The sequence below is a fragment of the Paenibacillus sp. FSL P2-0121 genome (assembly GCF_037975345.1).
GTDB classification, from domain to species: Bacteria; Bacillota; Bacilli; order Paenibacillales; family Paenibacillaceae; genus Paenibacillus_AQ; species Paenibacillus_AQ odorifer.
This window is the reverse complement of sequence record NZ_CP150245.1, coordinates 2,000,993-2,026,945: the sequence shown is the minus strand read 5'-3', so window position 1 is coordinate 2,026,945 and position 25,953 is coordinate 2,000,993. Positions and strand designations below refer to the sequence as shown.

The window sequence follows — 25,953 nt, the reverse complement described above, 5'->3', positions numbered from 1 at the left end:
GGCTATCAGCTTAACTAGGAATATCATTTGCGCTCACCACCCATGCCGACGTTCCCTTGGAGTACCTGGCTGCGTGCAAAGCTTAAACAAATGACACTAATCAATATCGTGTTGATCAATTTCCCAACATTACTTACAAGCATAAATTCTCTAAAATCCTTTACAGTTAATGCGTACAAGAAAAAAAGCACAATGATTCCGGTTTTAAACATAAAATCTCGATTCATCTTTCTAAAAATCCGTTCCTTTTTAGAGTTAATCTCGCGCAGCACGGCATTTTCATCTACAATATCGAGGAAAATGTCTGCCATACCTTTTCTTTCGTTATATTCGAAAACCACTGCTTTTTTTGTGAAATTATCAAATTTAGGACCAAGCTGTCTATTTAACAGCGTAATAGCTTGCTTAAAGGAATAGCCGTTGTTATCACAATTATCTATAAACTGCTGGAAATAGGGCCTAAGGTTAGGACTGATATATTCATCGCTCTCCATCACCTTTTTAATGGCTACTAGTACACCTTCACGGGCTAACGGACAAATTACATCTTCGGCATCCATTATATTTTCCAGCCGTTCTGCTTGGATGGCTCTAGACTGCATCACGAAAAAAGTAAACAAGCCTACAAAGATTGAAATCGTGATCACAAGCGAAAGCGTAATGCTATTCATAAGCAGAACCACTAGCAGAGCTATAATAGCAAAACAAATGCAAAGCATTGAGGTGAAGCTCTCCAGTGTAAAAGGCATATTAAAATCTAAAATTAGACCCTCTACCATTCGATTGTATTTCGCATAAATATTTTCCTTCTGCCTGACAATTCGTTCCTTCTTGATCCGGTCGACATAACGCTTTGTGTTATACTTGCCAAGGTACTCTGCGAGGGTATCCATAACGTCGAGAACATATCTTACAGACCCCTGAAAAAACTTGACCTCAAAGATGGCGTTAAATAGTACAAATGCAGCCGTACCAAGAAGTAGACTAATGATTAAAGTTGTATTCATCGAATTCGTACACCTCTGTTTCGCCCTCCAACGGATCCTTGGTAAAGAACTCAAACCTGCTTCTCTTAATTCCGGCCTTGAGCATTAGCTGCTGTATATTCTCCGAGATCTTTCCTACACGTAAATGTCTGCCAACAATTTTGATCATCTTCTTGCCTTCAATCATCTCTTCAATAACATCATCACAATCAAATCTATAGATTTGATTAATCAGTGGATTCAAGCCATCTGAGCCCAAAATCTCTGAAATTGAAGTCACTTTACGCGTACCATCTGCCAGTTTCTCTTGAAAGATTACAAATTTTACAGCACTGCAGATATTTCGTAGAGCAAGTTCCGCTGGCTCATTAGAGGCCATTAGATAGGCCGTTAGAAATCTGAAGATCGCTTCCTTATCCCCCTCTGCATGAAGTGTGGAAAAGAAATAGTGTCCCGTCTGTGCTGCTCGGAGCGCTGTGGCGAATTCACCGGGTGTTCGAAGCTCCCCTGGTCCAATCCAGTGAGGTGATTGTCTCATCGCATTAATAAGCAAATTTTCCATAGTCGCTGGGCTTGAGTCATCATCATCAGGGACCGACTCGTATTGCAACACATCATTCAGCACTCTACCGTGTTCGCTGTTATCTTCTCTTTGAATCAATCTCATCTCCGAAGGATTTTCAATGGTAATGATCCTTGATAGAGGATTGATCTCCTTCACAAGAATTTCATTTAGCGTTGTCTTTCCGCTTCCTGTCGGTCCCACTGTAATCCAGGATAAGTCTGATTTCGGGATCAAAGACAATAATTTATACATGTTTGAGGAGAAGGATTTATTCTCAATAAGCATTTTCGGAACAATACTCTTCTTGCTGAACTTTCGGATCACAAACGCTGGTTGGTCATACGGTGAGATCTCAGCATGAGTGGCATTCACACGATACCCCTCAATCGTTCTGGCATTTACCATGGGTATCTTTGGAATCAGCCGAACCTTGGAGATACCTATAAGCTTGGCGATAATCCGTTCCATATGATCACGATCTGTAAAATGTTGATCCCACTGCAGGCTTCTTCCGCCGCTTTCCACAAAGATTTGATCAGGTCCGTTGGCTCTGATTTCATCTATACTAGGGTCCTCCATAGCCTTGGTAATAGGACCATAGTGAGTGATTTCATTGGTGAGTGCGTTTTTCAATTCTGCTAGGTCATAAAATCCCTCGACAGAAGGTTTCTGTGCATCTACAAATTCATTTATGTATGCCTTCGTCATTTCACGTTTTCGAGCAGGGTCGCTTTCTCGCCTATAGGCATGTGTCGTTATTTTCGTAATATATTTTTGGCATAACTCCAAAGCCTCATCAAAGCTTATGGTCGTATATTTACTAGCCAGATCCTCCATGTTCTCCTTCGGCCCTACCTGATGCAGTACTTTTTGCTGCATATCGCTAATTTTCGCACGTGTCAGCAAATCGCTCTCCCCTTTACTGATCCGCCAACCGATCGGCCAGTTTTTGGATCTCTTTTTTGAAATATTTATTGATTAGGGGGTTATCTTTTATGTACAGCCTGCCCTCATGTGCACGAACTACGGCATCCTTCACAAGTGGCAGTACAGAAACTATGTTAAAACCCATATCCTTCATAACCTTATAATCAAATTCAACATGCTGAATATTCATCATCACCACACTGGTGAACTTAGCCGTACTTATCCCCACCGATTTAGCATAGTCCAGCAGCTTCACCATATTTATTGTAGCTTCCATCCTCTCTGTTGCCGTAAAGAATCCTATGTGACAATACTTCATGGCACCCAGACAAAATTCCAATGGAGGGTTGTTGGGAATGTCGATCAGCACGATATCAAACATCTGCTTAAGTGTAGTAATTACACGCTCTAAATTTCCAAACTCAAAATCAAAATACTCCTCCATTAGATCCTGTGGACTAGCTGATAACAGGAACAGCTTCTCGTATTTGGTCCGCTGTAATTCATCTCGGAAATCTACCTTGTCGCTTTTCAACACCTTAATTAATCCTTGCCCCTTCTTATGTGCAGGGACATCTAGAAATTGATATAAGTTTGGATAAAACACCTTAAGGTCAACCACACAAGTATTTAGACCCTTTTGAGATAACAAATATCCTAAGTTGCTTATGAGCATGGCATTATCTACACCATCACAAGCAGGTATAAAACCTACTACACTATAAATCAGATTATTCTCTTGAAGTTCGGCACCGACGAGATCCTTAGATGATATTTTCTGAAAAATGCTGTCGATTCCTAATCCTCTTTTCCGATCCACGATTCCACCTCTTTCTCCAAAGTGGGCAATTGGTCAATGATGACATCACTACTTTTTCTGCTCAGTATGGTAATCAGAAATGAATTTCCATTAAGTCCTTTGTATTTGGCATAGTTGTTAATTTGTGCACTCGTCCCCTCGAGAAGTAATGCTTTAGGTTGAATGTTCTTTAAGAAATCCTTACTCTTCATAACATTTTGTTTCTTATCCTCATCCAGTTTCTGCACTTCTTTATATACTTCGTAGATGGAATGACTACTTGCGTTGAGCATATCCTTCACAACAATGCTTTCAAACAATACTTCAGTTTTTTTGATCGTATTGGTGGACTCGGAATAAATAGCGTTTGGATTGCCACCCGCGGTATCCTTCTCCTCTACCTCATAGGACACACGGATACGAACACGGTCTCCTGGCATTAGAATATCTCCACCAACCTCCAGAAAATTATAAGGAAGCGTCAAGACCTCATTTTCCTCATTCACTTGATACAGCCATTCATTTTTTTGCGGTTTTTCATCCAGTAACTGATCTTTGTAGAGCACGCTGTTTTCTCGAAGATAATATGCGGACAGTTTATCCTTCACCGAATCTATATCTTCAGACAACACCATGTCCTCCGTGTATTCTTTTTTGATAATATTGTATTTCTCAATCATAGGTTCCGTAATGACTACGTAAGCCGGAATACCATCACTCTGCTTCACCCGCAACACCTCTACCACATCGCTGGCATCTTTGCTGGCTTTCGTAATGAACATATATGAAACCACGATGATCAATAGACTAAAGAGCAATGCTGCAATCCGCTTGAACATTTGCTTATTGGGTGTCGCGTTTTTAAGCCCGCTTAAATCCATTAACTACTCCCCTCCAGTAATCTAAGAAGTATATTTCCATATGCCCGCTCATGGTCTTTGTTTGAATATACAAGCGGCACATCGGTTTCAATCTGAGTATCAAAGTCCGTGTCATAAGAGACATGACCTGCCACTTTCATTCCGTATGTAAAGCTTTCTAAAAGACCGGATGTAGCAATTGCACTTACCTTATCTGGTACGAAAATTTCACCTTGAAATCTGGAACGGTCATTATATTTGGTGACAATTACTTTTGATTTAGCATTCAAATAGGCCGTATTTTCCTTATTCAGTGTCTCTTCCACATTCCTCAGAGTGCTTAAAACAGCATATAGATTATTGGGAATACAGAGGCCAAAGCTGTCGATATGGATTAATGCTTCTCGAAATCTGTCTAATAAGTTCAGTGGTAGATCCAATAGGATCAAATTAAATTTGTTTCGGAGTAAGGACAACAGACCGACAAGTTTAGAGCTGGTGTAAAATTGCTCGATTAACTTGGGGTCGGAAAAGCTGTAACCCAGTCCAGCCAGCCATAGATTTTCTTTCAAATGAAAAGCCGTAGTCAAACAATCCTGAGGTCTTGCTAACGTTCGGATGAGAGATGCATTTATATCTTCATCCCGCTTGGTTCGTTCATGAAAGCTGCTAAAATACATATTCGTACTTCGATATTCGATGTCCATATCCACGATTATTACATTCAGACCCCGTTTACTCGCTTCACTTGCAACATTGATAGTTGTGCTAGTAATTCCGCATCCACTATGGCCGGTTATCGCTACAATACGACTAATCCCTCGGCTAATCTTATCAAGCTCCCTAGTAAGGGTATCTGTAGCCTGTAATTCAGTTGGGGCTTTCAGTTTCGGTTTAAAGCGATCCAGAAACGACCCTTTTCTGTCTATACTCTTTTGATTGCTCTTATCGTCGTGAAGTCTGGAATGTTGTTTCAATTGAGGTTTGGTATCGGATAAATGCTCAAGAGCTTCCTGAAATAATACTGGTGTAATGCGTATGTATTCGTAATTCTTAATTTGGAGATTCGGATATCTATAGCTGAGATTCTCCCATTCTTTATCTTTCCTTATGTGCCTGGTGAGGATTAAAATCTTTACATTTGACTTTTGATTATATAAGAGCCAATTGATTAGGTTATTTAAATCACTCCTGTTCTGTTCCATCCTCAGAGATAATCCATCATCTGTTATTAATATGCTGTCTATAGAAGGATTGATGTTTTGCAAAAACTCCAAAATACCTCCAAGGACTAATTCAGACTCGTTCACTACGTCTATGGTCCGCCTGCAATAATTACCTACTATCTTCTGGAACTTGTGCGTGACCAAAAGTATCTTCATCTCATCATCACCTACTATGGAAAATAATCCCTATGTATTTCCTTTGAAATTTCATTAAACCAATATCCATGATTAGAAACCTTAATTTGTAATTAAGTCAAAAAAAGACATATATTGATAAATTTCCACATGAATTCGACAACAAAAAAAGCAGATCAAGGAAAGTAACCTTGACCTGCCATTATGTTTATTCACCTTTTCATCAGAAGAGAACCACTCTCCTTAACCCAGATCACCTAACTCAATCTGTACAATTCCCCGTTCGTCCTGCACCTCAGCGATCAAATGCATCAGGCTGCCAAATTCCAGTTCTTGAAATTTACGCGCGGCTGTTTCCCGTTGTAATTGCCATAAAGCTTCCGCCAGTTCACAGACCACAGGCACATCACAACGGATTTCAGCCAGCTCTCTTGATAGATGCAGCATATCAAGGTCGGCTTCAATTTTGGACCGTACACCTTTAGGGAGCAAGTGAAGATTCTCAATTACACCTTCAACTGTACCGTATTCCGTTAACAGCTTCAGCGCGGTTTTCTCACCAATCCCTTTTACACCAGGGTAATTATCACTTGTATCGCCCATAAAGCCCTTCAGGTCAATAACCTGTCTAGGGGTTAGACCTTTATCCTCAAGCAATTCTGCAAGGTCATAAACTTTATAGTTGGAGCGTCCTTTTTTCATAATGACGACCTTAACATTCTCATCAATAAGCTGCAGCATATCATGGTCACCCGTCAGAATGTAAACCTCAGAATTATCGCTGTAACAGGATGCTAGCGTTCCAATGCAATCATCTGCTTCATAGCCGGCAAGACCGATGTTTGGCACACCTAGCTCAGCCACTACTTCTTTTACTAGATCAAATTGCGGAATTAATTCCAGCGGAGCTTCGATCCGGTTGGATTTGTATCCATCATATTTCTCGGTACGGAACGTTCCTTTACCCATATCCCAGCAGCATACGACATGAGAAGGCTCAAACGTACTTACTGCATCAAAAAAATACTGCAAAAATCCATATACCGCATTCGTCGGTAAACCTTCTTTTGTCTTGCGAATATATCCTCCATAAGAGGTCGCATAAAAGGCCCGGAACAGCAGAGCCATTCCATCTACAAGCATTACCCGGCCCGTTGTATCTGTTCTCACTTATAAACCTCTCCCTTGATCGTTGTATTGATATTAAACATTAGCCCAAGTATCGGCATATTGGTCTTCTTTGAATCCCACCGTAACTTTAACTCCATCGGTGACAATCGGACGTTTGATCAACATCCCGTGGCTTGAGAGCAGTTCTAACTTCTCCTGTTCCGTAAGCTGGGGCAGCTTGTCCTTCAGACCTAATGATTTATATACTTCACCGCTTGTATTAAAAAACTTCTTCAGCTCAAGGCCGCTGTTCGCGAGCAGCTCACGCAGCTCGTCCACCGTAGGTGGCTGCTCTGCGATGTGCTGAAGCTCCAGCTCATGACCTTGTCCCTGCAACCATTTCACTGCGCTGCGGCAGGTGCTGCATTTGGGATATTGATATACTTTTAATTTGCTCATGCTGTGCTCCTTTAATAATCGGCTAATAATATCGTAACTACGGGGAATGTTTGGATTTCTGGCCGCTGTTGTCTACAGATTTCTTCAATTTCACCGTTAAACGAGGTTGAAATCCGCAGACAAGGGCGGTCGCTATCGCTCCTACAGTTCCAAGCTTCCCCTTCGCCACTCCATCGCCTGAATTATAATTTTATCACAAATCCGCTGTCGGACCTTGCTCCAATATTTTCTCCAAGTCTGCCATATCAGGTGGCAACGGGGCCTCGAAAATCATTTCTTGCAGAAGCACCGGGTGCTTGAACGTCAGACGGACTGCGTGCAGTGCCTGACGCGGTATGGAAGCATCGAGTGCTGCAACGGTCTCTAATTGCTCGCTTTGAGTTGAAGTCAATTCTGGTAGATTGTACAGCTCATGACGGTACATGCTGTCCCCAATCAGCGGACAGCCGATTGAGGTCATATGGACCCGAATTTGATGCGTACGCCCACTCTCCAGCTTTAGTTCAACTCTAGAGCCAGCTGAATACACCTGCTTAACCTCATATCGGGTTAGGGAAGGATATCCATCCGGTGTCACGATACGCCGATGTGGCTCCTCAGGATCACGATCGATAGGGCCGTCGATATCGCCGGATAACTCCGCAGGAACCCCGTGAACAAATGCAGCGTAACGCTTATCCACAGTACCGGCGATCATCTGCTCGGAAATATGCTGATGGCTGTAAGGATTTTTGGCGATCACTAACACACCGGAGGTCTCCTGATCCAGACGATGAACAGGCCGGAAACGGAAGCGTTCATTCTTCTGTGCCCAATAATAAACCACGCCATTGGCAAGCGTGTCGGTGTAATGTCCATGGGTGGGATGAACTATAATTCCCGCTGCCTTGTTAACCACTAGCAGATGTTCATCTTCAAATAAAATCTCAAATGGAATCGGCTGCGGCAAAATATCATCCGAAGTCTCCGTTTCCATGCGAATCTGCACGGTATCTCCTGCCTTTACATGCACACTAATGTATACACGTTCACCGTTTAATGTAATGCCTTGCTCCGTCTGCTTCAGGCGAGAGAGCAGCTTGCGTGAGACATCCATCCGTTTGTGCAGGATGGTCTTCAGCAGGAAGTCATCCTCTTCAGGCGGTATGATATAAGTAATGGGTGAATAATAGCTTGTCATATTAGTCTCGGAACACCTTTTTACTGCGGATGTATTCTACATCAGTAATCCCTGACCGTGTATTAGCCGTTCTAGCCAAAGCGAAAAAATAATCCGACAACCGATTGAGATAAATCACCGCTTCTGGGTTAATGTCCGCAGTTCGCCCTAAGGTAACCGCCCGGCGTTCTGCACGACGGCAAACCGTGCGGCATACATGTAGAACCGAAGCCAGCTGACTACCTCCTGGCAGGATAAATTTCTCAAGTGGCGGATTCTCCTCTTGTAGAGTATCTATCCAGCCTTCCAGCCGCTGAGCCATCTCACTTGTCACCATATATTGACCACCATCAGCAAGTCTAACAAATGCTAAATCCGTGCCGCAATCAAACAGCTCATGCTGTATTTCGAGCAATTGCTCGCGGACATCGTCGAAATTATCACTTTCCATCAGGCTTCGTGCTTGCCCTACAAAACAATTCAGCTCATCGATCGTTCCGTAGGCCTCGACGCGGACATCATCCTTGCCGACCCGGCCGCCAATCACTGAGGTCTGACCTGCATCACCCGTACGTGTATAAATCGCCATGGTTTAAGCCTCCTATCCATTCTTAAAAAACATATACTGATAGTTTAAGCTTTCTGCTATAAGGAAGGCAATAAAGATAGCAAATTAAGAGTATACACAAAAACACCATCATTAGTAAGAGTGAACAACAAAAAGAGGACCCTAGGGTCCTCTCAAGAGCATTCAGCAGCACTATTTTCCAGCTGGACGCCCCTTCATGTACTCATTTATTTTGAGGTCCAATAAACTGCTAATTTCAATCACATTATCCGAAGTGAATGATTTTTCCTGCAGGAAAAGCTGCTCCATCTTGCTGCGGAGTATTCTAATTTCATCTTCCAGAGAGAGTATGCGAGCAGAAGCATCACCCTTGGGGGGTATTTTCCCATTTCCAGAGAAACATTTCCCACCATAGGAAGGTAAGTAATAATCGGCGCTAAGCACAATCATCCCTCCCAAAAGTATTATTGAGCGCGTGCTGCAAAAGAGCATAAAAGTTAAATAAAGCAACTTCAAAGCAACGCTTAGTTCCAGAGTAAATGGATCCTTGTAAGTTCTATTATAGGGGCTAATTACTCTCAAAGTAAAATAATACCATAGGATTGTATGATCGGCTATAGTTCAATTTTCACTAATCCGTTCTCTCACGTGTAAGCTTTGTGACAAAAGCACCAATGCGTTCTACCGCTTCGTTCAGTTGGGATACTGAAGTGGCGTAAGAACAGCGCAAGTAGCCTTCTCCACCTAATCCAAAGACACTTCCAGGCACAGCTGCAACCTTGTATTCAAGCAAAAGCCGCTGAGCAAACTGATCAGAAGTCAGCCCTGTCTTGCGCACGCTTGGAAAAGCGTAGAAGGCGCCCTGCGGCTCATGGCACTCCAGCCCTGCATCGCGTAGGCCCTTGACGATCAACCTCCGCCGTTGGTTATAGGAATCCACCATCCGGTCCTTCTCTTCCATCCCATTGGTCAGCGCTTCAAGTGCAGCCACCTGTCCCATAGAAGGAGCACACATCACAGTATACTGATGAATCTTAAGCATTGCAGCGATAAGATCCGGGTGACCACAAGCATACCCCATCCGCCATCCGGTCATTGCAAAAGCTTTGGAGAAGCCGCTAACCAGAATCGTACGGTCTATCATGCCTGGTAAAGAGGCAAAGCTGACGTGATTAATGCCATAAGACAATTCTGCATAAATCTCATCTGAAATCACTATAAGATCATGTTTCTCTACTACCTTAGCAATCGGCTCCCAATCTTCTCGGGTCATTACACTTCCCGTAGGGTTACTAGGGTAACACAAAATCAGAACCTTGGAGCGCGGAGTGATTTTGGCTTCCAAGCTTTCCGCAGTAAGTTTAAAGTTATTCTCACCAACCGTTTCAATACCTACAGGTATTCCTCCACCAATCGCGGTGATCGGCGAATAAGAGATATAACAAGGCTCAGGAATCAGAATTTCATCCCCCGGTGAAATCAGCGCACGTAATGCCAAATCGATGGCCTCGCTTCCGCCAACGGTTGCTATAATTTGATTGGCAGGATCATATTCCACAGCAAAACGGCTGTGCAAGTAATTCGCGATCCCTTCCCGCAGTTCAGGCATTCCTGCATTGGATGTATACCCTGTAAATCCTCTTTCCAGCGAATAGACACAAGCCTCTCTGACATGCCAGGGGGTCTTGAAGTCAGGCTCTCCAACTCCCAAAGAGATGATATCCTTACTGCCTGCAGCCAGATCAAAAAACTTGCGGATACCCGAAGGTTGAATTTGCTGTACCAACGGGGCCAAATAAGAATCCATTGATTTGCTGTCTTCTCCAGTTAGCTGCGATTTATTCGTGATCATATGATTACTTCCTTTATGGAGAGATCATCAGACGGTTGTCTTCCTCATGCTCTTCGAAGATGATCCCGTCCTGTTTGTATTTTTTAAGGGTAAAATTCGTTTTGGTTGAAAGTACTGAATCAATTGGAGACAGCTTCTCAGATACAAAATTGGCCACTTCACGTAAATTCCGGCCTTCCACTTCCACCAGAAGATCATAAGCACCAGACATCAGATAAACTGATTTGACCTGTGGATACAGGTAGATTCGCTCGGCAATCCCTTCAAAACCACGCCCTCGTTCAGGCGTAATCTGCACCTCAATCAGTGCGGTTACCTTCTCATCGTCCACTTTATCCCAGTTTACAACGGCGGCATATTTTACAATGACATGATCTTTCTCCAACTGCTCAATCGCAGTCTTCACATCTTCTTCTTCCGCGCCAAGCAGCGTTGCTAAGAGTGCAGTAGATCTTCTCGCGTCTTCCTTAAGCAGTTCCAGCACTTTCCTCTTAAGCTCGTTCATTTCCTTCATGCCTTCCCTCCGGATAGTTCGCCAATGACGGTACGCTATTAATGCGTCGCCCCGCGAAAAGAGTTTAATACTAATATGACATGAAATGTGCATCTCTGCAAACAAAATAACCCCATAGGAGCTTCCATGAAAGGCAGAGTTTACATAGCACATACATAAAAAAATAGAAAAAACGCCCGTTCTACCGGATTTAACCAGTAAAAACGGGCGTTATCTCCACACTCATGAAGCGATTTGCTTCATTCGCCAACCATCATGGTTACATTAAATGAGAAGGCTGATGTTGTCCGTTAGCCGGGATATGAGCATTCTGAGCGTATGCGCCAAATTGCCCGGTTTTTTGTTGAACAAATTGCCCGGTTTGCTGTTGCATTTGCTGTGCGGTTTGAAGCTGCTTGTCCACATCTTGGCGCAATGCTTTTGCAGGTGCAGGATACATATTCAGTTGAGACATATGCGTGTATAAATCACCTTGGAGTTGCAAAGTGTCCATGGTCATAGTGTTAAAAACCCTACGAACGGCTGGACATGCTGATTCTGTAGCAGCTGTAGCATATTCGCGTACGGTCCGCTTCAAATCACACAAAATGGTGTTTAGTAAATCCTCATCCGGCATAAATGCCCCAGTATTTTGCGCGTTCATTAAATAACCTCCTTAGAATTAATATTGCAATTATTGTGGGCTTGTTGGCGCGTATTGTTGATGTTGTTGGATTAACTGAGTGAGCTCAGTCATGTGTTTGGTGTGATTTTGCATATGCTGCATACAAATTTGGCGAACTTGTTGATTCTGTGTTGTCGCAGCCGTTGCTGCACATTGCTTGAGAAGCAAGTCCTCATTAGAGATGGAGTCAGCGATATATTCCAATTCCTTACCACTTAGCGCTTGCATTTGCGTTGATTGCATTTGTTGTAGTCCCTCCTTGTAGTTGATTCATACAGGCTTTAGTATGCCGCCTATGCCCACGATTTATTTGCCGAAAGGTACTAGAGAGTTATGACAGAAATAAGAACATACCGCGAATGAGACGATAAAATGCCGCCAATACTAAATCACGGCACGAATGAAGGAGCGAACAATTCATGAATTTAAATAGTGGAAATACACCTTGGTCAAGCACTTTACAGAACCCTCCAACTTACCCCTCTCTAGAAGATACTATTCATTGTGATTGCCTGGTTGTAGGCGCCGGAATGGGTGGGGCAATGGCCGCCTATCGCTTGTCCTTAAGTGGAGCGGATGCTGTTCTGATCGAAAAAAGACGGGTCGGGAGTGGCAGCTCACATGCTAACACTGGACTTTTGCAGATTTCCAACGATAAATCATTAACCTCATGTATGAACACCTTTGGGCAAAAGAACGGTTTGCTCTTTTATCAGTTATGCCAGGCTGGGGTAAGGAACATTCTGGACCTGCCGGACAAGCTCGATATCGATCCGCAGATCATTCCTCGCAGCAGTCTTTTGTATGCCAGCACTCCTGCGGATGTACCTGCATTGCGGGAAGAATATGAGAATCTCGTGGCTAATGGCTTCGATTCTGAATTTTGGGAAGAGGATAAGATTGCAGCTCTGTACTCTTTTTCAAAACCAGCAGGACTTTATTCACGTGGGGATGCCGAAGCGAATCCTTATCGAACGGTGCACAGCCTAATCGCCAAGGCAGCGTCGAATGGCGTCCGCGTCTTTGAACAGAGCGAAGCGAAACATTATGAGTTTACTGAGAATGGCGTGATTTGCCATACAGAAAGTGGCCGGATTATTGCCAAGGATGTTATTTTTGCAATGGGTTATGAAACACAGGAATTCAAAAAAGACCGGGGCGCTGAGCTGATCAACACGTATGCAGTGATGACCAAACCTCTAAAGGATTTTCCAAAGTGGCATGAGCGTAGCCTGCTGTGGGAGACAGCCCGCCCTTATTTATATTTTCGGACAACCCCTGAAGGCAGGATTATTGCAGGAGGTAAGGATGAGCAGCTGACAGACCCCGAACGTCGTGAGGTCCGGGTGATTTCTCAAGGTCAAAAATTGCTCGAAGAGCTTGAAGCCTTATTTCCAGAAATTAAAGGCATTGAGCTGGAGTACTCCTGGGGTGCTGTGTTCGGTTCTACTCGTGATGGACTTCCATATATCGGCCCACATCCAAAGTTCCCTCACTGTTACTTCATCGAGGGCTACGGAGGCAATGGGACGGTGTACAGTATGATCGCTGCGGAGTTGTTAACGGATACGATTGCCGGCAAACATCGGCCTGAGTTAGATTTATTCTCACTCACCCGATCAGCCAAACCCTCTCCTTCTAAGAGTTTGGACGTGATGAAACAGAACTGATTTTTGTAGAAAATAAAAACGGGGCTGTCCCTCGCAGCCGCTTCACTGCTTTTTGGACAACCCCGCTTTTTATTTTCCCTGCTTCAATCATAAATCCATCAGCCCATGGAGCTTACGGACTCAGTTGACGTTATTTACATGTTTTTAGCCTTTAAAGCAAGGTTTCGGACTCCAGTGATGCTATCCTTGGAAAGAGGCCCATATATAGGCGTTTTTCAGGCCAATAGCTGCACTGGAGTCCGATAGCATTCCAAATATCGGATAATGGTGCGATTAAGGCCGGTTGTGTCCGTTAGCGAGTTACTATGCGCATCCGACAGTGATTACATATTCGCACGCTTCCGACAACGGTCAACGGTCAAGTAAGGTCCAAAAAAAGAAGGGGCACGCCCCAGCAGCTATTAGCTTATGGGACCGCCCCTTTTTTTATATACTTATTCTTACGCCTGAGCGTTGCTCAAATTGCGTACGAGCTGAATCCGATCTTCCTGTGCCAGACTGTGCTGAACATGGAAGCAGGAAGGACATACGTAAACATTGAGTGAGAATGGAGCGGTTAATACCGACTTACCTAGTGTAGCTGGAGCAGACGGCTCAAAGCTGCTCACAGGCTGCTTACCCGCAAGGATCGTAAGTTCATGGCATTGAGTACATTCCGGAGCTTCCTCCTGAATGGCCAGAATAGCTGAGACACTCTCTTCGTACTTGTTCAAGTCATAATCATCGCCGAATTGATTAAGCGTATTATAGATTGGAACTACGCTGTCTTTATCAGGCTCTCCCCAAAGATCATCGTCATTAACAACCTCTTGTTTGGGTTCCTCTACGACTTCCTCTACGACTTCCTCTACTTCTTCTTCGATGCCGTCAATCCCAACAGTGACCGTACGGTATCCCCTAAGCTCATTGTTACAGTGAGGACAATTCTCCTCAGGTCCAAATTCCTCGTCCCATACAATTTCAGTATGACACCAAGGGCATACAGTTGTTTCCATCTTTATAATCTCCTTCATACTTTCACTTTAAATTTAATTCATCATTAAATAAATAATACCGGCTGCTATAAAAGCAATCGCTGACAGAAACAGAACTCGGGTGAGAATCTTCATGATTTCCTCCTAAGATACCCCACAAAGAGTGGGACTGCTCAATTCAAAGCTTGTCCAGATCCATAATCCTTTGCAGGGTGTCCTTATAAGGACGAATTTAAAAAATAGCCGCACCTATTACATAAGACAACGATACCGAGATCAGCATGGCAATAAGTCCAACAGCACGGTTATCCGCAGCGATCTCCTCGTCAATAGAGAATACAGGGGTCAGAAATTCAAATAAAAAATAGGCAAGCAGCAGCAGCAAAAAACCGACGACGGACCACTTCATTGTCTCGTAAATTGAAACACCTGCTTCAATACTGAAACGCAGTACGTTGCAAATTCCGAAGATTTTGCCGCCTGTCGCCATTGCCACTGCCAGGTTTCCCTTACGAATTTCTTCCCAGCAATTATATTTCGTTACCATTTCAAAAAAAGACAGAAATACAACCAGCCCAAGAATCGCCACTGCAAAGTAGCCAAGCAAGGCACCTAGCGGATGACCCAGCAAAAGATCAATATCTTCTTGCACGCTTTCCCCTTCTTTCTGCCGGGAAATCCCGCTATTGCAGCTCAGCCACAGTTACGCCCGCGCCGCCTTCGTTATAATTCCCGAGCCGATAACTCTTCACATGCTTGTGCTTACGCAAATATTCCTGAATTCCTGTGCGCAGCACACCCGTTCCTTTACCATGAATGATGGCGATCTGACCCAGATTACCTAAAAAGGCTTCATCGATAAAACGATCTGTCTCCATGATAGCTTCCTCCAGGTTAGTCCCGCGCAAATCCAGTTCACTGCGAATGTTCTCATCACGGGAACGCTTGACGGTTGTCGCATGGCGAAGGGCCGTTGGTGTAGCTGTTGCCTTCGAGGAGAGCAATTCCAAATCATCCAGCCTTACCTTCATCTTCATAATGCCAAACTGCACCAGCGCCTCTTTAGTACCGCTTAGCTCCACCACAAAGCCCTTTTGGTTCAAGCTGTCGACTTTCACTTCATCTCCAGGACCAATTGTACGTGGAGCCTTGGTAGTCTTGCGGGTAACAGCCTTCTTGCGCGGTGATGGCTCAGCTTCATCCAGACGTCGCCGCGCTTCAATCAGCTTATGCTCTTTAACTGAAGCTCCTTCTTCCATAGCCAAGCGGCGCAAATCACTGATAATTTCCTCAGCTTCCTTACGCGCTTTGTCCAGGATCGCGCTGGCGTCCTTCTCAGCCTTCTCGAGGCGTTTCTCACGCTGGCTTTCCAGCTTCTCAAGCTCTTGCTGTTGTCTGCTGCGCAGCTCCTCCACTTCGCGGCGGATGCCCTCTGCACGTTCATGCTCCTGTTCCGCTCCCAGCCGATTCTCTTCGAGAGAAGCAATCATATGCTCCACGCGCAGATCTTCTTCCTTCACTTCGCCGCGGGCATGTTCCAGAATCGCATGAGGCAGACCTAGACGCTCGGCAATCGCAAAGGCGTTGCTTCGTCCGGGTACGCCGATCAACAAGCGATAGGTTGGGCTAAGGGTCTGGACATCAAATTCCATACTGGCATTGATGACTCCCTTACGCTCATAAGCGTATGCTTTCAGTTCGCTATAATGTGTTGTTGCGACCATACGGCATTCGATCCGGTGAATATGCTCCAGAATGGCAATTGCCAGCGCAGAGCCTTCTGCCGGGTCGGTTCCAGCCCCCACCTCATCAAGCAGAATAAGGCTCTTAGGAGTCATTCTACGCAGAATGGAGATAATATTAGTCATATGACTAGAGAAGGTACTCAGACTTTGTTCAATGCTCTGTTCATCGCCAATATCAGCATAAATGGCATCAAACACACACATCTGGCTGCCTTCCTCTGCTGGAATAAACAAGCCGGACATCGACATTAAGCTCAACAAGCCGATGGTTTTGAGGGTAACGGTCTTACCACCGGTATTCGGTCCGGTTACGATAATTGAGCTGTATTGATTGCCCAGCTCCACGTCCAAAGGAACCACATGCTCCGCTGGAATAAGCGGATGCCGCCCTTTGCGCAGCTTAAGATAACCGCGGTCATTCATACGCGGCTGAGTAGCCTTCATATCACGAGCAAGACGCGCCTTGGAGAAGATGAAGTCCAGTTCTCCCAGAATATCAATATCGTAGGTCATTTCTTCCGCAATGTCGGCTACAAGTGCCGTCAGCCTGTGTAAAATGATCTCGATTTCCCGTTCCTCACGCAGCCGTGTTTCACGGAGTTTATTATTCATCGCCACAATAGACTCTGGCTCGATAAATAAAGTCGCTCCTGATCCAGACTGATCATGTACGATACCACCGAAATGGGCACGGTACTCCGCTTTTACAGGAATAACAAACCGATCACCACGAATGGTCACCAGCTGATCCTGCAGCATTTTCGCTACAGAAGACGAACGAATCATCGAATCCAGCTTCTCACGAATTCTGGTCTCTCCTCCGCGCAATTCACGGCGAATGTTAGCCAGCTCAGAACTAGCTGTATCAAGTACATCAGCATTCTCGTCTATACATAAACGGATGGCATCTTCCACATGTTTTTGCTCCGATAAAACGTCGCTCAGTGAGAACAGGAGCTCAATCTTTTCTTCCTCATGCATAGCTGCCAGGAAACGTTTGACTCTGCGTGCGCCGCCAATGGTATTTCCAACGGCCAGCAGCTCAGTTGTTCCCAGCATTCCGCCGATAGAAGCACGTTTTAGTGCAGCTCGAATATCGCTTACCCCGCCGAACGAAGGAATGCCCTTCAGGCGATCCACATTAGCCGCTTCATCCGTGGCTTGAAGCAGCTTCTTCACACCTTCGAAATCGCCGGAGGGCCTTAGCTGCTCCGCAGCCAATCTTCCCATGGGGGTTTGCGTATATTGCATTAATTTATTTAAAATCTTGCGATATTCAAGCGTATGCAAAATTTTGTCGTCCAATTACAGTCACAGCTCCCTTCATAGATGTTTCCATTATACAGAATTCAGGTCAATTTCGCTATTTGGGTCTTATTTTTAAGCATAGAATCACGTAATAAGGTCACAATAAGAACTGCACATATCCTTAGCATGGGCCAAAGGAGGTTAGTACAGTGAATTTCTTAAGTCATGTTGGTCGTTTTGTGGTCGCAGCGCTTGTTCTGATGGTTGTTGGCTGGATTGTTCCACAGTTCACGGTTGGTGGGTTCTGGAGCGCTTTAATCCTTGCACTGGTGATTGCGCTACTCGGCTGGGTAGTCGAAGGAATCTTCGGCAAAAAAGCAACGCCTTTCGGTCGTGGTATCGTCGGCTTTATTGTCAGTGCGGTAGTAATCTGGGTCGCTCAATTCGTAGTCAGCGGAGTCAGCGTATCCATTCTGGGTGCCATCTTAGCAGCTCTTGTCATTGGGATTATCGACCTGTTTCTGCCGGTATCCACTCCATTTGAGGCCGCTAAGTAACAAAAGCTCTTCACAACACAGAACCCCCTATTCCGGTTCTTCTCCGGCAATAAGGGGTTCTGTGTTGTTTTTATGCAAAAGACACAATCTCCTCTTTATGACTCTCCGCACAGTTGACCACTCTGTTCTTGCCTTGCTTTTTAGCGGTATAGAGCGCTTTGTCTGTTTTACGAAAGAGAAGCTCTTTTCCATCCCCAAGCTGATAATCACAAATTCCAATGCTCACGGTGATAGGCTTGTTACCAGCCTGCAAATGTTCAATTTGAGCAATATTTTTCCGTAATTTCTCTACTGCTTCATAGGACTCCGAGAAACTTTTATCTGTAAAAATCACAGCGAACTCTTCCCCACCATACCTAGCCGCAAAATCATTTAATTCAATCATGCCGCCTACCTTGTCCGCTATCATCTTAAGTACAAGGTCTCCAACCCTGTGTCCGTAGGTATCATTCACTTGCTTGAAGTTATCAATATCGAAAAGAGCCAGCTGTAACTGAAGGTTGTTGCTTTCACATTGCTCCAATAATGAATCCAAATATTCATGAAAGGTTTTATGATTATAGAGTCCAGTGAGTGCGTCTATCTTCAGCAGCTTATCCGAAATAGCCCTCTCCACCATTAGATCTTGGCCCGCCTTGGTTAATCTTTCTAAATTAATACGCGCTTCACGAGCACGAATAATTACTGCAATAGCCATCAGCACAAATACCAAAAATACACACTCTACCATCAAGAATTCAAGCAGCGGTTTATGTAGGAATGGCCGTTCCAACCCAAAATATACCCCGGCATAAAACACAATACTAAATAACCCCATTATGTACAGGAGCTTACGATCAAAATAAATAAGAGCAACCATAATCGGCATCATAAGTGTCATCTGAGCACCGTCAACAAAAGGCTCTAATACAAAATACATAAGGTAGGACACTAAAAACCCGCAGCTAACCACCCCATATTTAGGGGACTGTTTACTATAACGCAGCCACAGCTCCGCAGTAATCATAAGAAACACAATTAGTAAATTACAGGCTATAAATAAATGCCATAGATTCGTATCCATGGTTGTTTTTATTTGGAGTCGGTCAATATTCGACAAAAACAGCAACTGTGAGATTAATAAAAGAATGACTACCATCCAATAGCCTTGTAAGATTCTACGGTGCCAAACCTCCGTACTTAGCGCATCATTAATACTTGTAATATGTATCCCCTACTTTTATACGTTAATGTAATAGCTTTCATTATAATAAATTTTAGTTATATTTTCATCATTTTTTTGCAATTTACGACAAAGTTTGAACAGTCTGCCTGTTCACATATTTTTCACATTTCATCAAAGCGCTTACTTAAATTTTAAGTTATGATGTCTACATAATTGTCACATTTTCACTATGCTTGGACTTCTTTGGAGGGGATTAAGATTATTAAAAAATTTGCAATTCTACTTTCAATGGTGTTCGTTATAGCACTTACAGCCTGTGGGAACAACAATGATAGTGCTGCTGGCAATGCTAACACAGCGGAGCCGGAAATCGAGGCAGAAACAGAACTCATAATTACAGCTACAAATTACAGCTTTGATAAGGAAGAATATCATCTAAAAAAGGGTGTTCCCGTCAAAATCATTTTTAAAAATGATGACGGCAATCACGGTATCCTTATTCCAGAGTTCGAGCTGCAGCTTAATGAAAAAAAATCCTCAAAGGTGATCGTACCCGAGGAAGCTGGAACTTTCGAAATGACCTGCTCCATTATGTGTGGCTCCGGACATAGCGGAATGAGAGCTACAATCATCGTGGAATAGATTACACATAAACAGCCGATTATTAGGGATTCCCCCTGAGATCGGCTGTTTTTTTAGTTTGAGCTCATTAATAAAGAGAGCTGACCCGAAATAGATCTCTCTACTCATCAGGTCAGCTCTTTTACTTGCATCCGGCACTCAACTGTCTTGCTCGATCAGTTGAATCCATTCATTATATTCATTTTGTAGCTTGGCATATTCCTCTTTAAGGTTACGATGCTCATCTGTCAGCTTGTCAAGCTCTTCCTGACGCATTTCAAACTGGAGCTGCAACAAACGAAGCTGTCCTTGAACCATTTCATAGCTTTCACCAACTTCACCTAGCTGCTGAAGCACTTCGCTACGTTCACGATCAATAGCTTCCTGCTTCATTTCAGCCTCACCGGCTTCCTGCTGCCAAATGTCGATCTCCTCACGCAGCTTTGCTTCGAGATCCGTCCACTGCAGCTGCTGATCGGATAGTTCCTCATACTTATGCTTCCAGGAAGCTCCGTACGCCTCTGCTTCCTTCAGCACTTCCTGTTGCTCAGCAACAGTAGCAGCAGCTTCACGACTAGCTTCAGATAACTCTTCTAAGCGTCGTGTTGCCTCTTCGCCTTCTTCCTGCAACAGTTGATATCTTTCCTGCAGGCGTTCTCCTTCTTGCAGTACATCGTCGTATTGAGCAATCAGTTCCTCATAACGAACACGAAGCGCAGACAATTCCTTCTGAGCCTGCACACCTTGCTCCCGAAGTACCGCTGTTTCGCGTTCTGCATCTGTACGAAGCTGAACCTCCTGATCCAGCTGCTGTACTAATCCATCGGCTTGCCCACGTAGCGTGTCGATCTCTTTCTGGAGCAACACGGATTTCTCCTCAGACTCCAGCAGATTCATTTCCAGTTCACCAATATCTTCCATGCGTTTATCCGAAAGCTCCTGCCAGTTAGCCGCCTCTGCTGCTGATCCCGCAAGCTCTTCCTGAACACGGTGCAGATTTTCACTCGTCTCCTGTAGTGACGCTCTTAGCTCTGTAGCTTCATTCTGTGACTGTTGATAACGCTGGCGTAACTCTTCCAGCTCCTCATTCAACAGTGTGCCCAGCTCAGTAGCCGTGTGAAGCTCTTCACTGAGCTGTTCTTCACGTTTAACAATCGCTTCATATTGTCCAAGAAGCGTCTGTCTTGCATCTCGCTCACTCTTAAGACTGGCTTCAGCCGCACGTAATCTGGACTGAAGTTGCCCTGTCCCACCACGAAGCTCAGCCAGCTGTTTCTCCAGCTCTTGAATATTTTGCTTATGTCTATGCTCTTGAGTGCCTTGTGACTGCCGCAGTTCCTTATTCTTGGTTTGTTCCCGCTGCAGTGCTTCACGTTCTTCCGCCAGCTCTTTGCCCAACTTCGCTTTGGTACTCTCAAGCTCCTTACCTAACGTCAACTTGGTATCCTCAAGCTCCTTACCCAGCGTCAATCTGGTATCTTCGAGTTCTTTACCTAATGTAGACTTGGTAACCTCAAGCTCTTCCTCCAGTGTTGACTTGGTCTCGGTCAGCTCAAGCTGCAGAGCAGACAGCGTGTCTGTCTTCTCCTTGGTCAGCGTCTCCCGGATGTTCTCCAGCTCTTGCAGATGAGCAGCCTTCTGCTCCTCCAGCTGCTGCAAGCGGATGGCTTCCGCCTTCGCCAGTTCCTGCCGCTGGTGTTCACGACTAGCTGCCTGCTCTTCTTCGTAGCTTGTCCGCAGTGCTTGCAGCTCTATCTCGCGCTCAAGCAATTCTTCTTCCAGCTTCTTGCGTGCAGCTTCCACAGCTTGCACTGCCTCCTGAAGCTGTTCCGCATGTACCTTGCGTTCATTCTCCTGAATCTCCAAATGCCGCTTACGTTCTTCCTCCGCAGCAGCAATCAGTCGCCCAGCCTCTTCTTTGGCCGCAGCTTCAAGTCGCTCGAATTCTTCTTGCCGCTCCCGCTGTACCTCCAGCAGGCGAGATACTTCCAATCGCAGTTCACTGCGTTCACCTGTCATCATGTTTAGTTCATTTTTGAAGTCCTGAACCTGAATAGCCTGCTCCGCCATATGTACAGCTGCAAGCACCGCTATACGCGGTGTGTCCAGTCTGGTGTGAGATTTAGAAATCGTGCGCATATGTTCATCAACATAACGGGCCACTTGTTTCATATATTCAGTACTGCTTCCGACGAGTTTATAGGAAGTTCCGTATATCTCCACGGCGACACGTGTCCGGTCCATAGCCACAGTTGTGCCCTCCTTTGTATGTGTGCGGATTCTAAGCTAGTTTCACTTCTTCTATTGTAGCTTTTTTGGTAAGCATTTGGCAAAATCCCTAATATTCAATAGATTATGGCTGATATTCTCCGCTTTGCACTCTACCTAGAAAAAGCCGCAGCGAATCTCAGTTTCTAAATGGATTCGCTGCGGCTTTACACAATTCCTGCTACTTTCTTAATTCTGCACCAAAAGTTTGTTGAAGAGATGCTAATACCTTCTCATGCACCTCTCCTACTTCCTCATCAGTCAGTGTATGTTCACTATGACGATACAGCAGTGAGATCGCGATGCTCTTCTTTCCATTCTCCAGCTTACCACCAGTATAAACGTCAAATACCTGTACGGACTGGAGCAAAGAACCTCCGTTATCGCGGATGGAAGCTAGCAGATCGCCCGCTGGTACAGCGGAATCCACGACCACAGCAATATCCCGCTCCATTCCTGGGAAACGCGGAAGCTCATTATATTGCAAACGGCTTTGCGCACTTTCATATAACGGCTGCAATAAAATTTCTGCCGCATAAGTATCCACCAGATCCAGCTGTCTTTGCAGATCCGGATGAATCTGTCCCATCGTTCCGATCTTCACACGACCCTCGTTTCCGAGTAAATATACCGACGCGGAACGCCCAGGATGATATCCTTCTGGACTATCTCCTACATAGACGATTTTATCGGTCAGCCCTAAATGAGCAAATACAGTTTCCAGCGCACCCTTCAAATCAAAGAAGTCCACAGGCTGTGCCGAAACATTCCATTGCTTCACTGTTAAGCTTCCGCTAAGCAGCAGCCCCAGCACCGGCAGTTCGCGTGGCTGACGAGTCAACTGTTCTTCATCCGTGAAGAAGACGTTGCCGATTTCAAACAATGCCAAGTCGCTTTGACGACGATTGGTATTGTAGCTGGCAATATCCAAGAGTTGTGGTAGAAGGCTGGTACGCAGTACGCTGCGTTCTTCACTCATCGGCATAGCCAGCTTCACCGCTACTGCTCCTTCTGATAACTCAGGGAACATTGTGCTTTGTTGCGGCTGGATGAAGGAGTAACCCATCACCTCTTGGTAACCGCCATGTGACAATAGGCGACGCAGTTCACGACGGAGCGCTTGCTTGTGAGTTAGTGCTCCTGGCGTTGTAATTCCTTCAATTAGAGTCGTTGGAATATTGTCATACCCGTACAGGCGGGCAATTTCTTCAATAAGATCAACATCATAGCTGATATCGCCACGTCTGGTTGGGACTTGAACTTCAATCAGCCCTTGTGCGGTATCTCCACATTTGAAATGTAGACGGCCAAACAATGTCTTCACTTCCAACAAGGACAAATCCGTTCCCAGATAACGATTCAGTTTCTCTAAGGACAAGGTGAGAACCTTCTCTTGAACAGCGTCAGTTCCTGCTTGCACGATGCCTTCATGGACCGATCCGCCAGCATAACGTGCAATCAGTACGGCTGCACGGTTCAATGCAGGAATAACTGCACTTGGATCCACTTCCTTCTCGAAACGAAGGGAGGCTTCCGAGCGAAGTCCCAATTGACGCGAGGTTTTACGAATCGTTCCTCCATCAAACTTAGCAGATTCCAGAACAAGGTTTACCGTCTCAGCAGTAACCTCTGTATCCCGTCCACCCATTACTCCGGCCAGACCTACAGCTTTTACTCCATCAGCGATAACGAGCATTTGCGGCTCTAGCTTACGCTCTTGACCGTCAAGTGTAACCAAAACTTCACCTTCATGGGCAAGACGAACGCCGAGTTCTCCACCTTGTACTTTATCTGCATCAAAAGCATGCAGCGGCTGTCCATATTCCAGCATCACATAATTGGTAATGTCCACAATATTATTAATTGGACGAACCCCAGCAGCCATCAGACGATTCTGAATCCACAGCGGTGATGGTGCAGGTTTAACACCTGCAATATAACGAACTGCATAATGGCTGCAGTATTCTTCATCTTCAATCTTGACGGAAATGGAATCCGCAGCAGGACCACTGATCTCAATCATTTCGCTTTTTGGATCAGGTAATTTAACTTCACGCCCAAGAATTGCACTTACTTCATAAGCAGCACCAATCATGCTGAGGCAATCTGAACGGTTCGGAGTCAGATCGAATTCCAGAATCTCGTCATCTAAGCCGAGGACCTTGGAAATATCCTGACCAATCTCTGTCCCTTCAGGCAGCACAAGAATACCTTCTTGTTGCTCTTTTGGAAGCAATTTATCATTCAGTCCCAATTCTTTGGCCGAGCAGATCATTCCTTGCGACAGGACACCGCGCAGCTTGGCTTTTTTGATATCCAGTCCTGGCAGCTTAGCGCCAACCATTGCTACAGGTACAGTTTGACCTGCAGCTACATTTTTTGCGCCGCAAACGATTTGTAGCTCCTCATCTTGGCCCACATCCACGATACATACGTTCAGCTTGTCTGCATCAGGATGTTTTTCCTTTGATTTCACATAGCCGGTTACGATGCCGGAAATGCCTTTATTGCGGCGCTCTACGCCGTCAATCTCAATGCCGGCAGCGGTAATCTTCTCCGCTAGCTGTTCGGCGGTTACTCCTTCAATCGATGTATAATCAGCCAACCATCCGGTTGATACTTTCATATCCGCTCACTTCCTTTATGTTTCAGATGTATTTATTTCACTGTCGTTCGCGCTGCTTCCTGTGGGAGAACACTCCAAAGCCATTCTCCGCCACTATCAGCCAGCGCGCCCACAAAAACTAAACGCCCTTGAATTGCTTCACAAAACTCATGTCATTACTATAGAAATGTCGGATGTCATCGATGCCGTATTTAAGCATTGCAATCCGCTCTACACCCATTCCGAAAGCGAAGCCGCTGTACTCAGCAGGATCATAGCCACCCATTTTCAGTACATTTGGATGCACCATACCTGCGCCAAGGATTTCTAACCATCCGCTTTGCTTGCATAGTCTGCAGCCATCGCCGCCACATTTGAAGCAGCTTACATCTACTTCAACACTTGGCTCAGTGAATGGGAAAAAGCTCGGACGAAGACGAATGCCTGTATTCGGTCCAAACATCTCCTGCACAAATTGTTGCAGGGTGCCCTTCAGATCACTCATTCGAATGTTACTTCCAATGACCAAACCTTCGATTTGGTGGAACTGGAAGGAATGCGTTGCATCATCATCATCACGGCGGAATACTTTACCCGGGCAGATGATTTTTACCGGAGCTTCACCGTTCATAGCCTGCATAGTACGAATCTGTACCGGCGAGGTTTGTGTGCGCATTAACAGGTCATCCGTTAAATAGAAAGAATCCTGCATATCACGTGCCGGGTGATTCTTAGGCAGATTTAGAGCTTCAAAGTTATAATAATCGGTCTCTACTTCCGGACCTTCAGCTACACGGTAGCCCATGCCGATAAAAATATCCTCAATCTCCTGTACGACTCTGCTAAGCGGGTGAATGCCCCCTTGCTGCATACGGCGACCCGGTAAGGTTACGTCTACTTTTTCAGCCTGCAGACGTTGCTGGGTTTCCTGCTCTTGAAAAGCCTCCTGCTTCGCGCCGATAATCTCCTCAATAGCACTGCGAACCTGATTCGCTACTTGCCCGATTACCGGACGTTCCTCAGCACTAAGTCCTCCCATACCGCGCAGAACCTCTGTAAGCTCACCTTTTTTACCGAGATACTTCACTCTTAGATCATTTAGTACCTGCGGATCCATAACCTCCTGCAGCTTAGCCAGCGCTTCAACCTTCAATGCTTCCAACTTCTCTTTCATGGCCGTGTACAGCCCCCTTCAATCATTGTCTAGTTCAACAAAAAAAGGCCTTTTCTCCCGGTAAGGGACGAAAAGACCGTGGTACCACCCTTGTTAGACAAG

24 protein-coding genes and 1 other annotated feature (1 of these 25 running past the window's edge) are annotated in these 25,953 nt (G+C 45.1%); of the genes, 3 read left to right on the top strand and 21 right to left on the bottom strand.

Features of this window, described 5'->3' with window-relative positions; all coding sequences use genetic code 11:
* Window positions 1-23 precede the first annotated feature (23 nt).
* The 14 genes from MKY54_RS08845 to MKY54_RS08780 form a co-directional block, all read right to left on the bottom strand.
* On the bottom strand, window positions 24-1,007 hold the full coding sequence (locus MKY54_RS08845; protein ID WP_076281081.1) for a hypothetical protein: 984 nt from the start codon (window positions 1,005-1,007) through the stop codon (window positions 24-26).
* Window positions 985-2,457 carry an ATPase, T2SS/T4P/T4SS family gene (locus MKY54_RS08840; protein ID WP_076281082.1) on the bottom strand — a complete coding sequence of 491 codons (1,473 nt, stop codon included), beginning with the start codon at window positions 2,455-2,457 and terminating at the stop codon, window positions 985-987. The genes MKY54_RS08845 and MKY54_RS08840 overlap by 23 nt, the downstream gene beginning before the upstream one ends.
* A 13-nt stretch (window positions 2,458-2,470) precedes the next feature.
* A complete protein-coding gene (locus MKY54_RS08835) occupies window positions 2,471-3,298 on the bottom strand; it encodes a hypothetical protein (protein WP_076301354.1) in 828 nt (275 codons plus the stop codon).
* Entirely contained in the window at window positions 3,277-4,158 is an 882-nt protein-coding gene (locus MKY54_RS08830) for a hypothetical protein (protein ID WP_076281084.1), read from the bottom strand. Before MKY54_RS08830 ends, MKY54_RS08835 begins: the two co-directional genes overlap by 22 nt.
* Window positions 4,158-5,447: an AAA family ATPase gene (locus MKY54_RS08825; RefSeq protein WP_339172558.1), complete on the bottom strand. Its 1,290-nt coding sequence runs from the start codon at window positions 5,445-5,447 to the stop codon at window positions 4,158-4,160. The genes MKY54_RS08830 and MKY54_RS08825 overlap by 1 nt, the downstream gene beginning before the upstream one ends.
* A gap of 294 nt (window positions 5,448-5,741) precedes the next feature.
* Window positions 5,742-6,641 carry a 5'-3' exonuclease H3TH domain-containing protein gene (locus tag MKY54_RS08820; RefSeq protein WP_076126491.1) on the bottom strand — a complete coding sequence of 300 codons (900 nt, stop codon included), beginning with the start codon at window positions 6,639-6,641 and terminating at the stop codon, window positions 5,742-5,744.
* Window positions 6,642-6,701: 60 nt separating this feature from the next.
* A complete protein-coding gene (locus tag MKY54_RS08815) occupies window positions 6,702-7,067 on the bottom strand; it encodes an arsenate reductase family protein (RefSeq protein ID WP_076126405.1) in 366 nt (121 codons plus the stop codon).
* Between the two features lie 193 nt (window positions 7,068-7,260).
* Entirely contained in the window at window positions 7,261-8,247 is a 987-nt protein-coding gene (locus tag MKY54_RS08810) for an RluA family pseudouridine synthase (protein WP_076206337.1), read from the bottom strand.
* A 1-nt stretch (window position 8,248) separates the two neighbouring features.
* Entirely contained in the window at window positions 8,249-8,815 is a 567-nt protein-coding gene (locus MKY54_RS08805) for a cob(I)yrinic acid a,c-diamide adenosyltransferase (protein ID WP_076126402.1), read from the bottom strand.
* Between the two features lie 171 nt (window positions 8,816-8,986).
* On the bottom strand, window positions 8,987-9,175 hold the full coding sequence (locus MKY54_RS08800; RefSeq protein ID WP_232061510.1) for an aspartyl-phosphate phosphatase Spo0E family protein: 189 nt from the start codon (window positions 9,173-9,175) through the stop codon (window positions 8,987-8,989).
* A gap of 250 nt (window positions 9,176-9,425) precedes the next feature.
* Window positions 9,426-10,646 carry an aminotransferase class I/II-fold pyridoxal phosphate-dependent enzyme gene (locus MKY54_RS08795; RefSeq protein WP_036683526.1) on the bottom strand — a complete coding sequence of 407 codons (1,221 nt, stop codon included), beginning with the start codon at window positions 10,644-10,646 and terminating at the stop codon, window positions 9,426-9,428.
* 13 nt (window positions 10,647-10,659) lie between these two features.
* A complete protein-coding gene (locus MKY54_RS08790; protein ID WP_036683529.1) occupies window positions 10,660-11,160 on the bottom strand; it encodes an Lrp/AsnC family transcriptional regulator in 501 nt (166 codons plus the stop codon).
* Between the two features lie 259 nt (window positions 11,161-11,419).
* Entirely contained in the window at window positions 11,420-11,803 is a 384-nt protein-coding gene (locus MKY54_RS08785) for a spore coat protein (RefSeq protein ID WP_076126401.1), read from the bottom strand.
* Window positions 11,804-11,833: 30 nt separating this feature from the next.
* Complete coding sequence (locus MKY54_RS08780) at window positions 11,834-12,067, bottom strand: spore coat protein (protein ID WP_036683535.1); 234 nt, start codon at window positions 12,065-12,067, stop codon at window positions 11,834-11,836.
* A 176-nt stretch (window positions 12,068-12,243) separates the two neighbouring features.
* On the opposite strand from MKY54_RS08780, the gene MKY54_RS08775 reads away from it, so the two are divergent.
* On the top strand, window positions 12,244-13,494 hold the full coding sequence (locus tag MKY54_RS08775; protein WP_339190234.1) for an FAD-dependent oxidoreductase: 1,251 nt from the start codon (window positions 12,244-12,246) through the stop codon (window positions 13,492-13,494).
* Between the two features lie 440 nt (window positions 13,495-13,934).
* Here the strand turns inward: MKY54_RS08775 and MKY54_RS08770 are convergent, their stop codons facing one another.
* From MKY54_RS08770 to MKY54_RS08760, 3 genes are all read right to left on the bottom strand, one after another.
* On the bottom strand, window positions 13,935-14,489 hold the full coding sequence (locus MKY54_RS08770) for a hypothetical protein (RefSeq protein WP_339190232.1): 555 nt from the start codon (window positions 14,487-14,489) through the stop codon (window positions 13,935-13,937).
* Between the two features lie 211 nt (window positions 14,490-14,700).
* On the bottom strand, window positions 14,701-15,120 hold the full coding sequence (locus MKY54_RS08765; RefSeq protein WP_036683543.1) for a DUF350 domain-containing protein: 420 nt from the start codon (window positions 15,118-15,120) through the stop codon (window positions 14,701-14,703).
* A 31-nt stretch (window positions 15,121-15,151) separates the two neighbouring features.
* Window positions 15,152-17,518, bottom strand: coding sequence for an endonuclease MutS2 (locus tag MKY54_RS08760; protein ID WP_339190230.1), 2,367 nt, complete (start codon window positions 17,516-17,518; stop codon window positions 15,152-15,154).
* A 152-nt stretch (window positions 17,519-17,670) separates the two neighbouring features.
* Between MKY54_RS08760 and MKY54_RS08755 the strand changes: the two genes are divergently transcribed.
* Window positions 17,671-18,018 (top strand): phage holin family protein, encoded by a 348-nt coding sequence (locus MKY54_RS08755; RefSeq protein WP_036683548.1) that lies wholly within the window; start codon window positions 17,671-17,673, stop codon window positions 18,016-18,018.
* 70 nt (window positions 18,019-18,088) lie between these two features.
* Here the strand turns inward: MKY54_RS08755 and MKY54_RS08750 are convergent, their stop codons facing one another.
* Entirely contained in the window at window positions 18,089-19,156 is a 1,068-nt protein-coding gene (locus tag MKY54_RS08750; protein ID WP_339190228.1) for a GGDEF domain-containing protein, read from the bottom strand.
* 315 nt (window positions 19,157-19,471) lie between these two features.
* Between MKY54_RS08750 and MKY54_RS08745 the strand changes: the two genes are divergently transcribed.
* Window positions 19,472-19,825, top strand: a complete 354-nt coding sequence (locus MKY54_RS08745) for a cupredoxin domain-containing protein (RefSeq protein WP_248547677.1) — start codon at window positions 19,472-19,474, stop codon at window positions 19,823-19,825.
* A gap of 138 nt (window positions 19,826-19,963) precedes the next feature.
* On the opposite strand, the gene MKY54_RS08740 is transcribed toward MKY54_RS08745, so the two are convergent.
* From MKY54_RS08740 to pheS, 3 genes are all read right to left on the bottom strand, one after another.
* Entirely contained in the window at window positions 19,964-22,054 is a 2,091-nt protein-coding gene (locus tag MKY54_RS08740) for a hypothetical protein (RefSeq protein WP_076305989.1), read from the bottom strand.
* A 199-nt stretch (window positions 22,055-22,253) separates the two neighbouring features.
* Complete coding sequence (gene pheT / locus MKY54_RS08735) at window positions 22,254-24,698, bottom strand: phenylalanine--tRNA ligase subunit beta (RefSeq protein WP_076126389.1); 2,445 nt, start codon at window positions 24,696-24,698, stop codon at window positions 22,254-22,256.
* A 118-nt stretch (window positions 24,699-24,816) separates the two neighbouring features.
* Entirely contained in the window at window positions 24,817-25,851 is a 1,035-nt protein-coding gene (gene pheS, locus MKY54_RS08730; protein WP_076126387.1) for a phenylalanine--tRNA ligase subunit alpha, read from the bottom strand.
* Between the two features lie 60 nt (window positions 25,852-25,911).
* Window positions 25,912-25,953: a binding site (T-box leader), on the bottom strand (it continues 244 nt past the right edge of the window).

Coding starts and splice junctions, on each gene's coding strand:
- MKY54_RS08845 (WP_076281081.1), bottom strand. CDS start 1,007: ATGAATACAACTTTAATCATTAGTCTACTTCTTGGTACGGCTGCATTT.
- MKY54_RS08830 (WP_076281084.1), bottom strand. CDS start 4,158: ATGGATTTAAGCGGGCTTAAAAACGCGACACCCAATAAGCAAATGTTC.
- MKY54_RS08820 (WP_076126491.1), bottom strand. CDS start 6,641: ATGCTTGTAGATGGAATGGCTCTGCTGTTCCGGGCCTTTTATGCGACC.
- MKY54_RS08815 (WP_076126405.1), bottom strand. CDS start 7,067: ATGAGCAAATTAAAAGTATATCAATATCCCAAATGCAGCACCTGCCGC.
- MKY54_RS08810 (WP_076206337.1), bottom strand. CDS start 8,247: ATGACAAGCTATTATTCACCCATTACTTATATCATACCGCCTGAAGAG.
- MKY54_RS08805 (WP_076126402.1), bottom strand. CDS start 8,815: ATGGCGATTTATACACGTACGGGTGATGCAGGTCAGACCTCAGTGATT.
- MKY54_RS08795 (WP_036683526.1), bottom strand. CDS start 10,646: ATGATCACGAATAAATCGCAGCTAACTGGAGAAGACAGCAAATCAATG.
- MKY54_RS08790 (WP_036683529.1), bottom strand. CDS start 11,160: ATGAAGGAAATGAACGAGCTTAAGAGGAAAGTGCTGGAACTGCTTAAG.
- MKY54_RS08785 (WP_076126401.1), bottom strand. CDS start 11,803: ATGAACGCGCAAAATACTGGGGCATTTATGCCGGATGAGGATTTACTA.
- MKY54_RS08780 (WP_036683535.1), bottom strand. CDS start 12,067: ATGCAATCAACGCAAATGCAAGCGCTAAGTGGTAAGGAATTGGAATAT.
- MKY54_RS08775 (WP_339190234.1), top strand. CDS start 12,244: ATGAATTTAAATAGTGGAAATACACCTTGGTCAAGCACTTTACAGAAC.
- MKY54_RS08770 (WP_339190232.1), bottom strand. CDS start 14,489: ATGGAAACAACTGTATGCCCTTGGTGTCATACTGAAATTGTATGGGAC.
- MKY54_RS08750 (WP_339190228.1), bottom strand. CDS start 19,156: ATGGTAGTCATTCTTTTATTAATCTCACAGTTGCTGTTTTTGTCGAAT.
- MKY54_RS08745 (WP_248547677.1), top strand. CDS start 19,472: ATGGTGTTCGTTATAGCACTTACAGCCTGTGGGAACAACAATGATAGT.
- pheT (WP_076126389.1), bottom strand. CDS start 24,698: ATGAAAGTATCAACCGGATGGTTGGCTGATTATACATCGATTGAAGGA.
- pheS (WP_076126387.1), bottom strand. CDS start 25,851: ATGAAAGAGAAGTTGGAAGCATTGAAGGTTGAAGCGCTGGCTAAGCTG.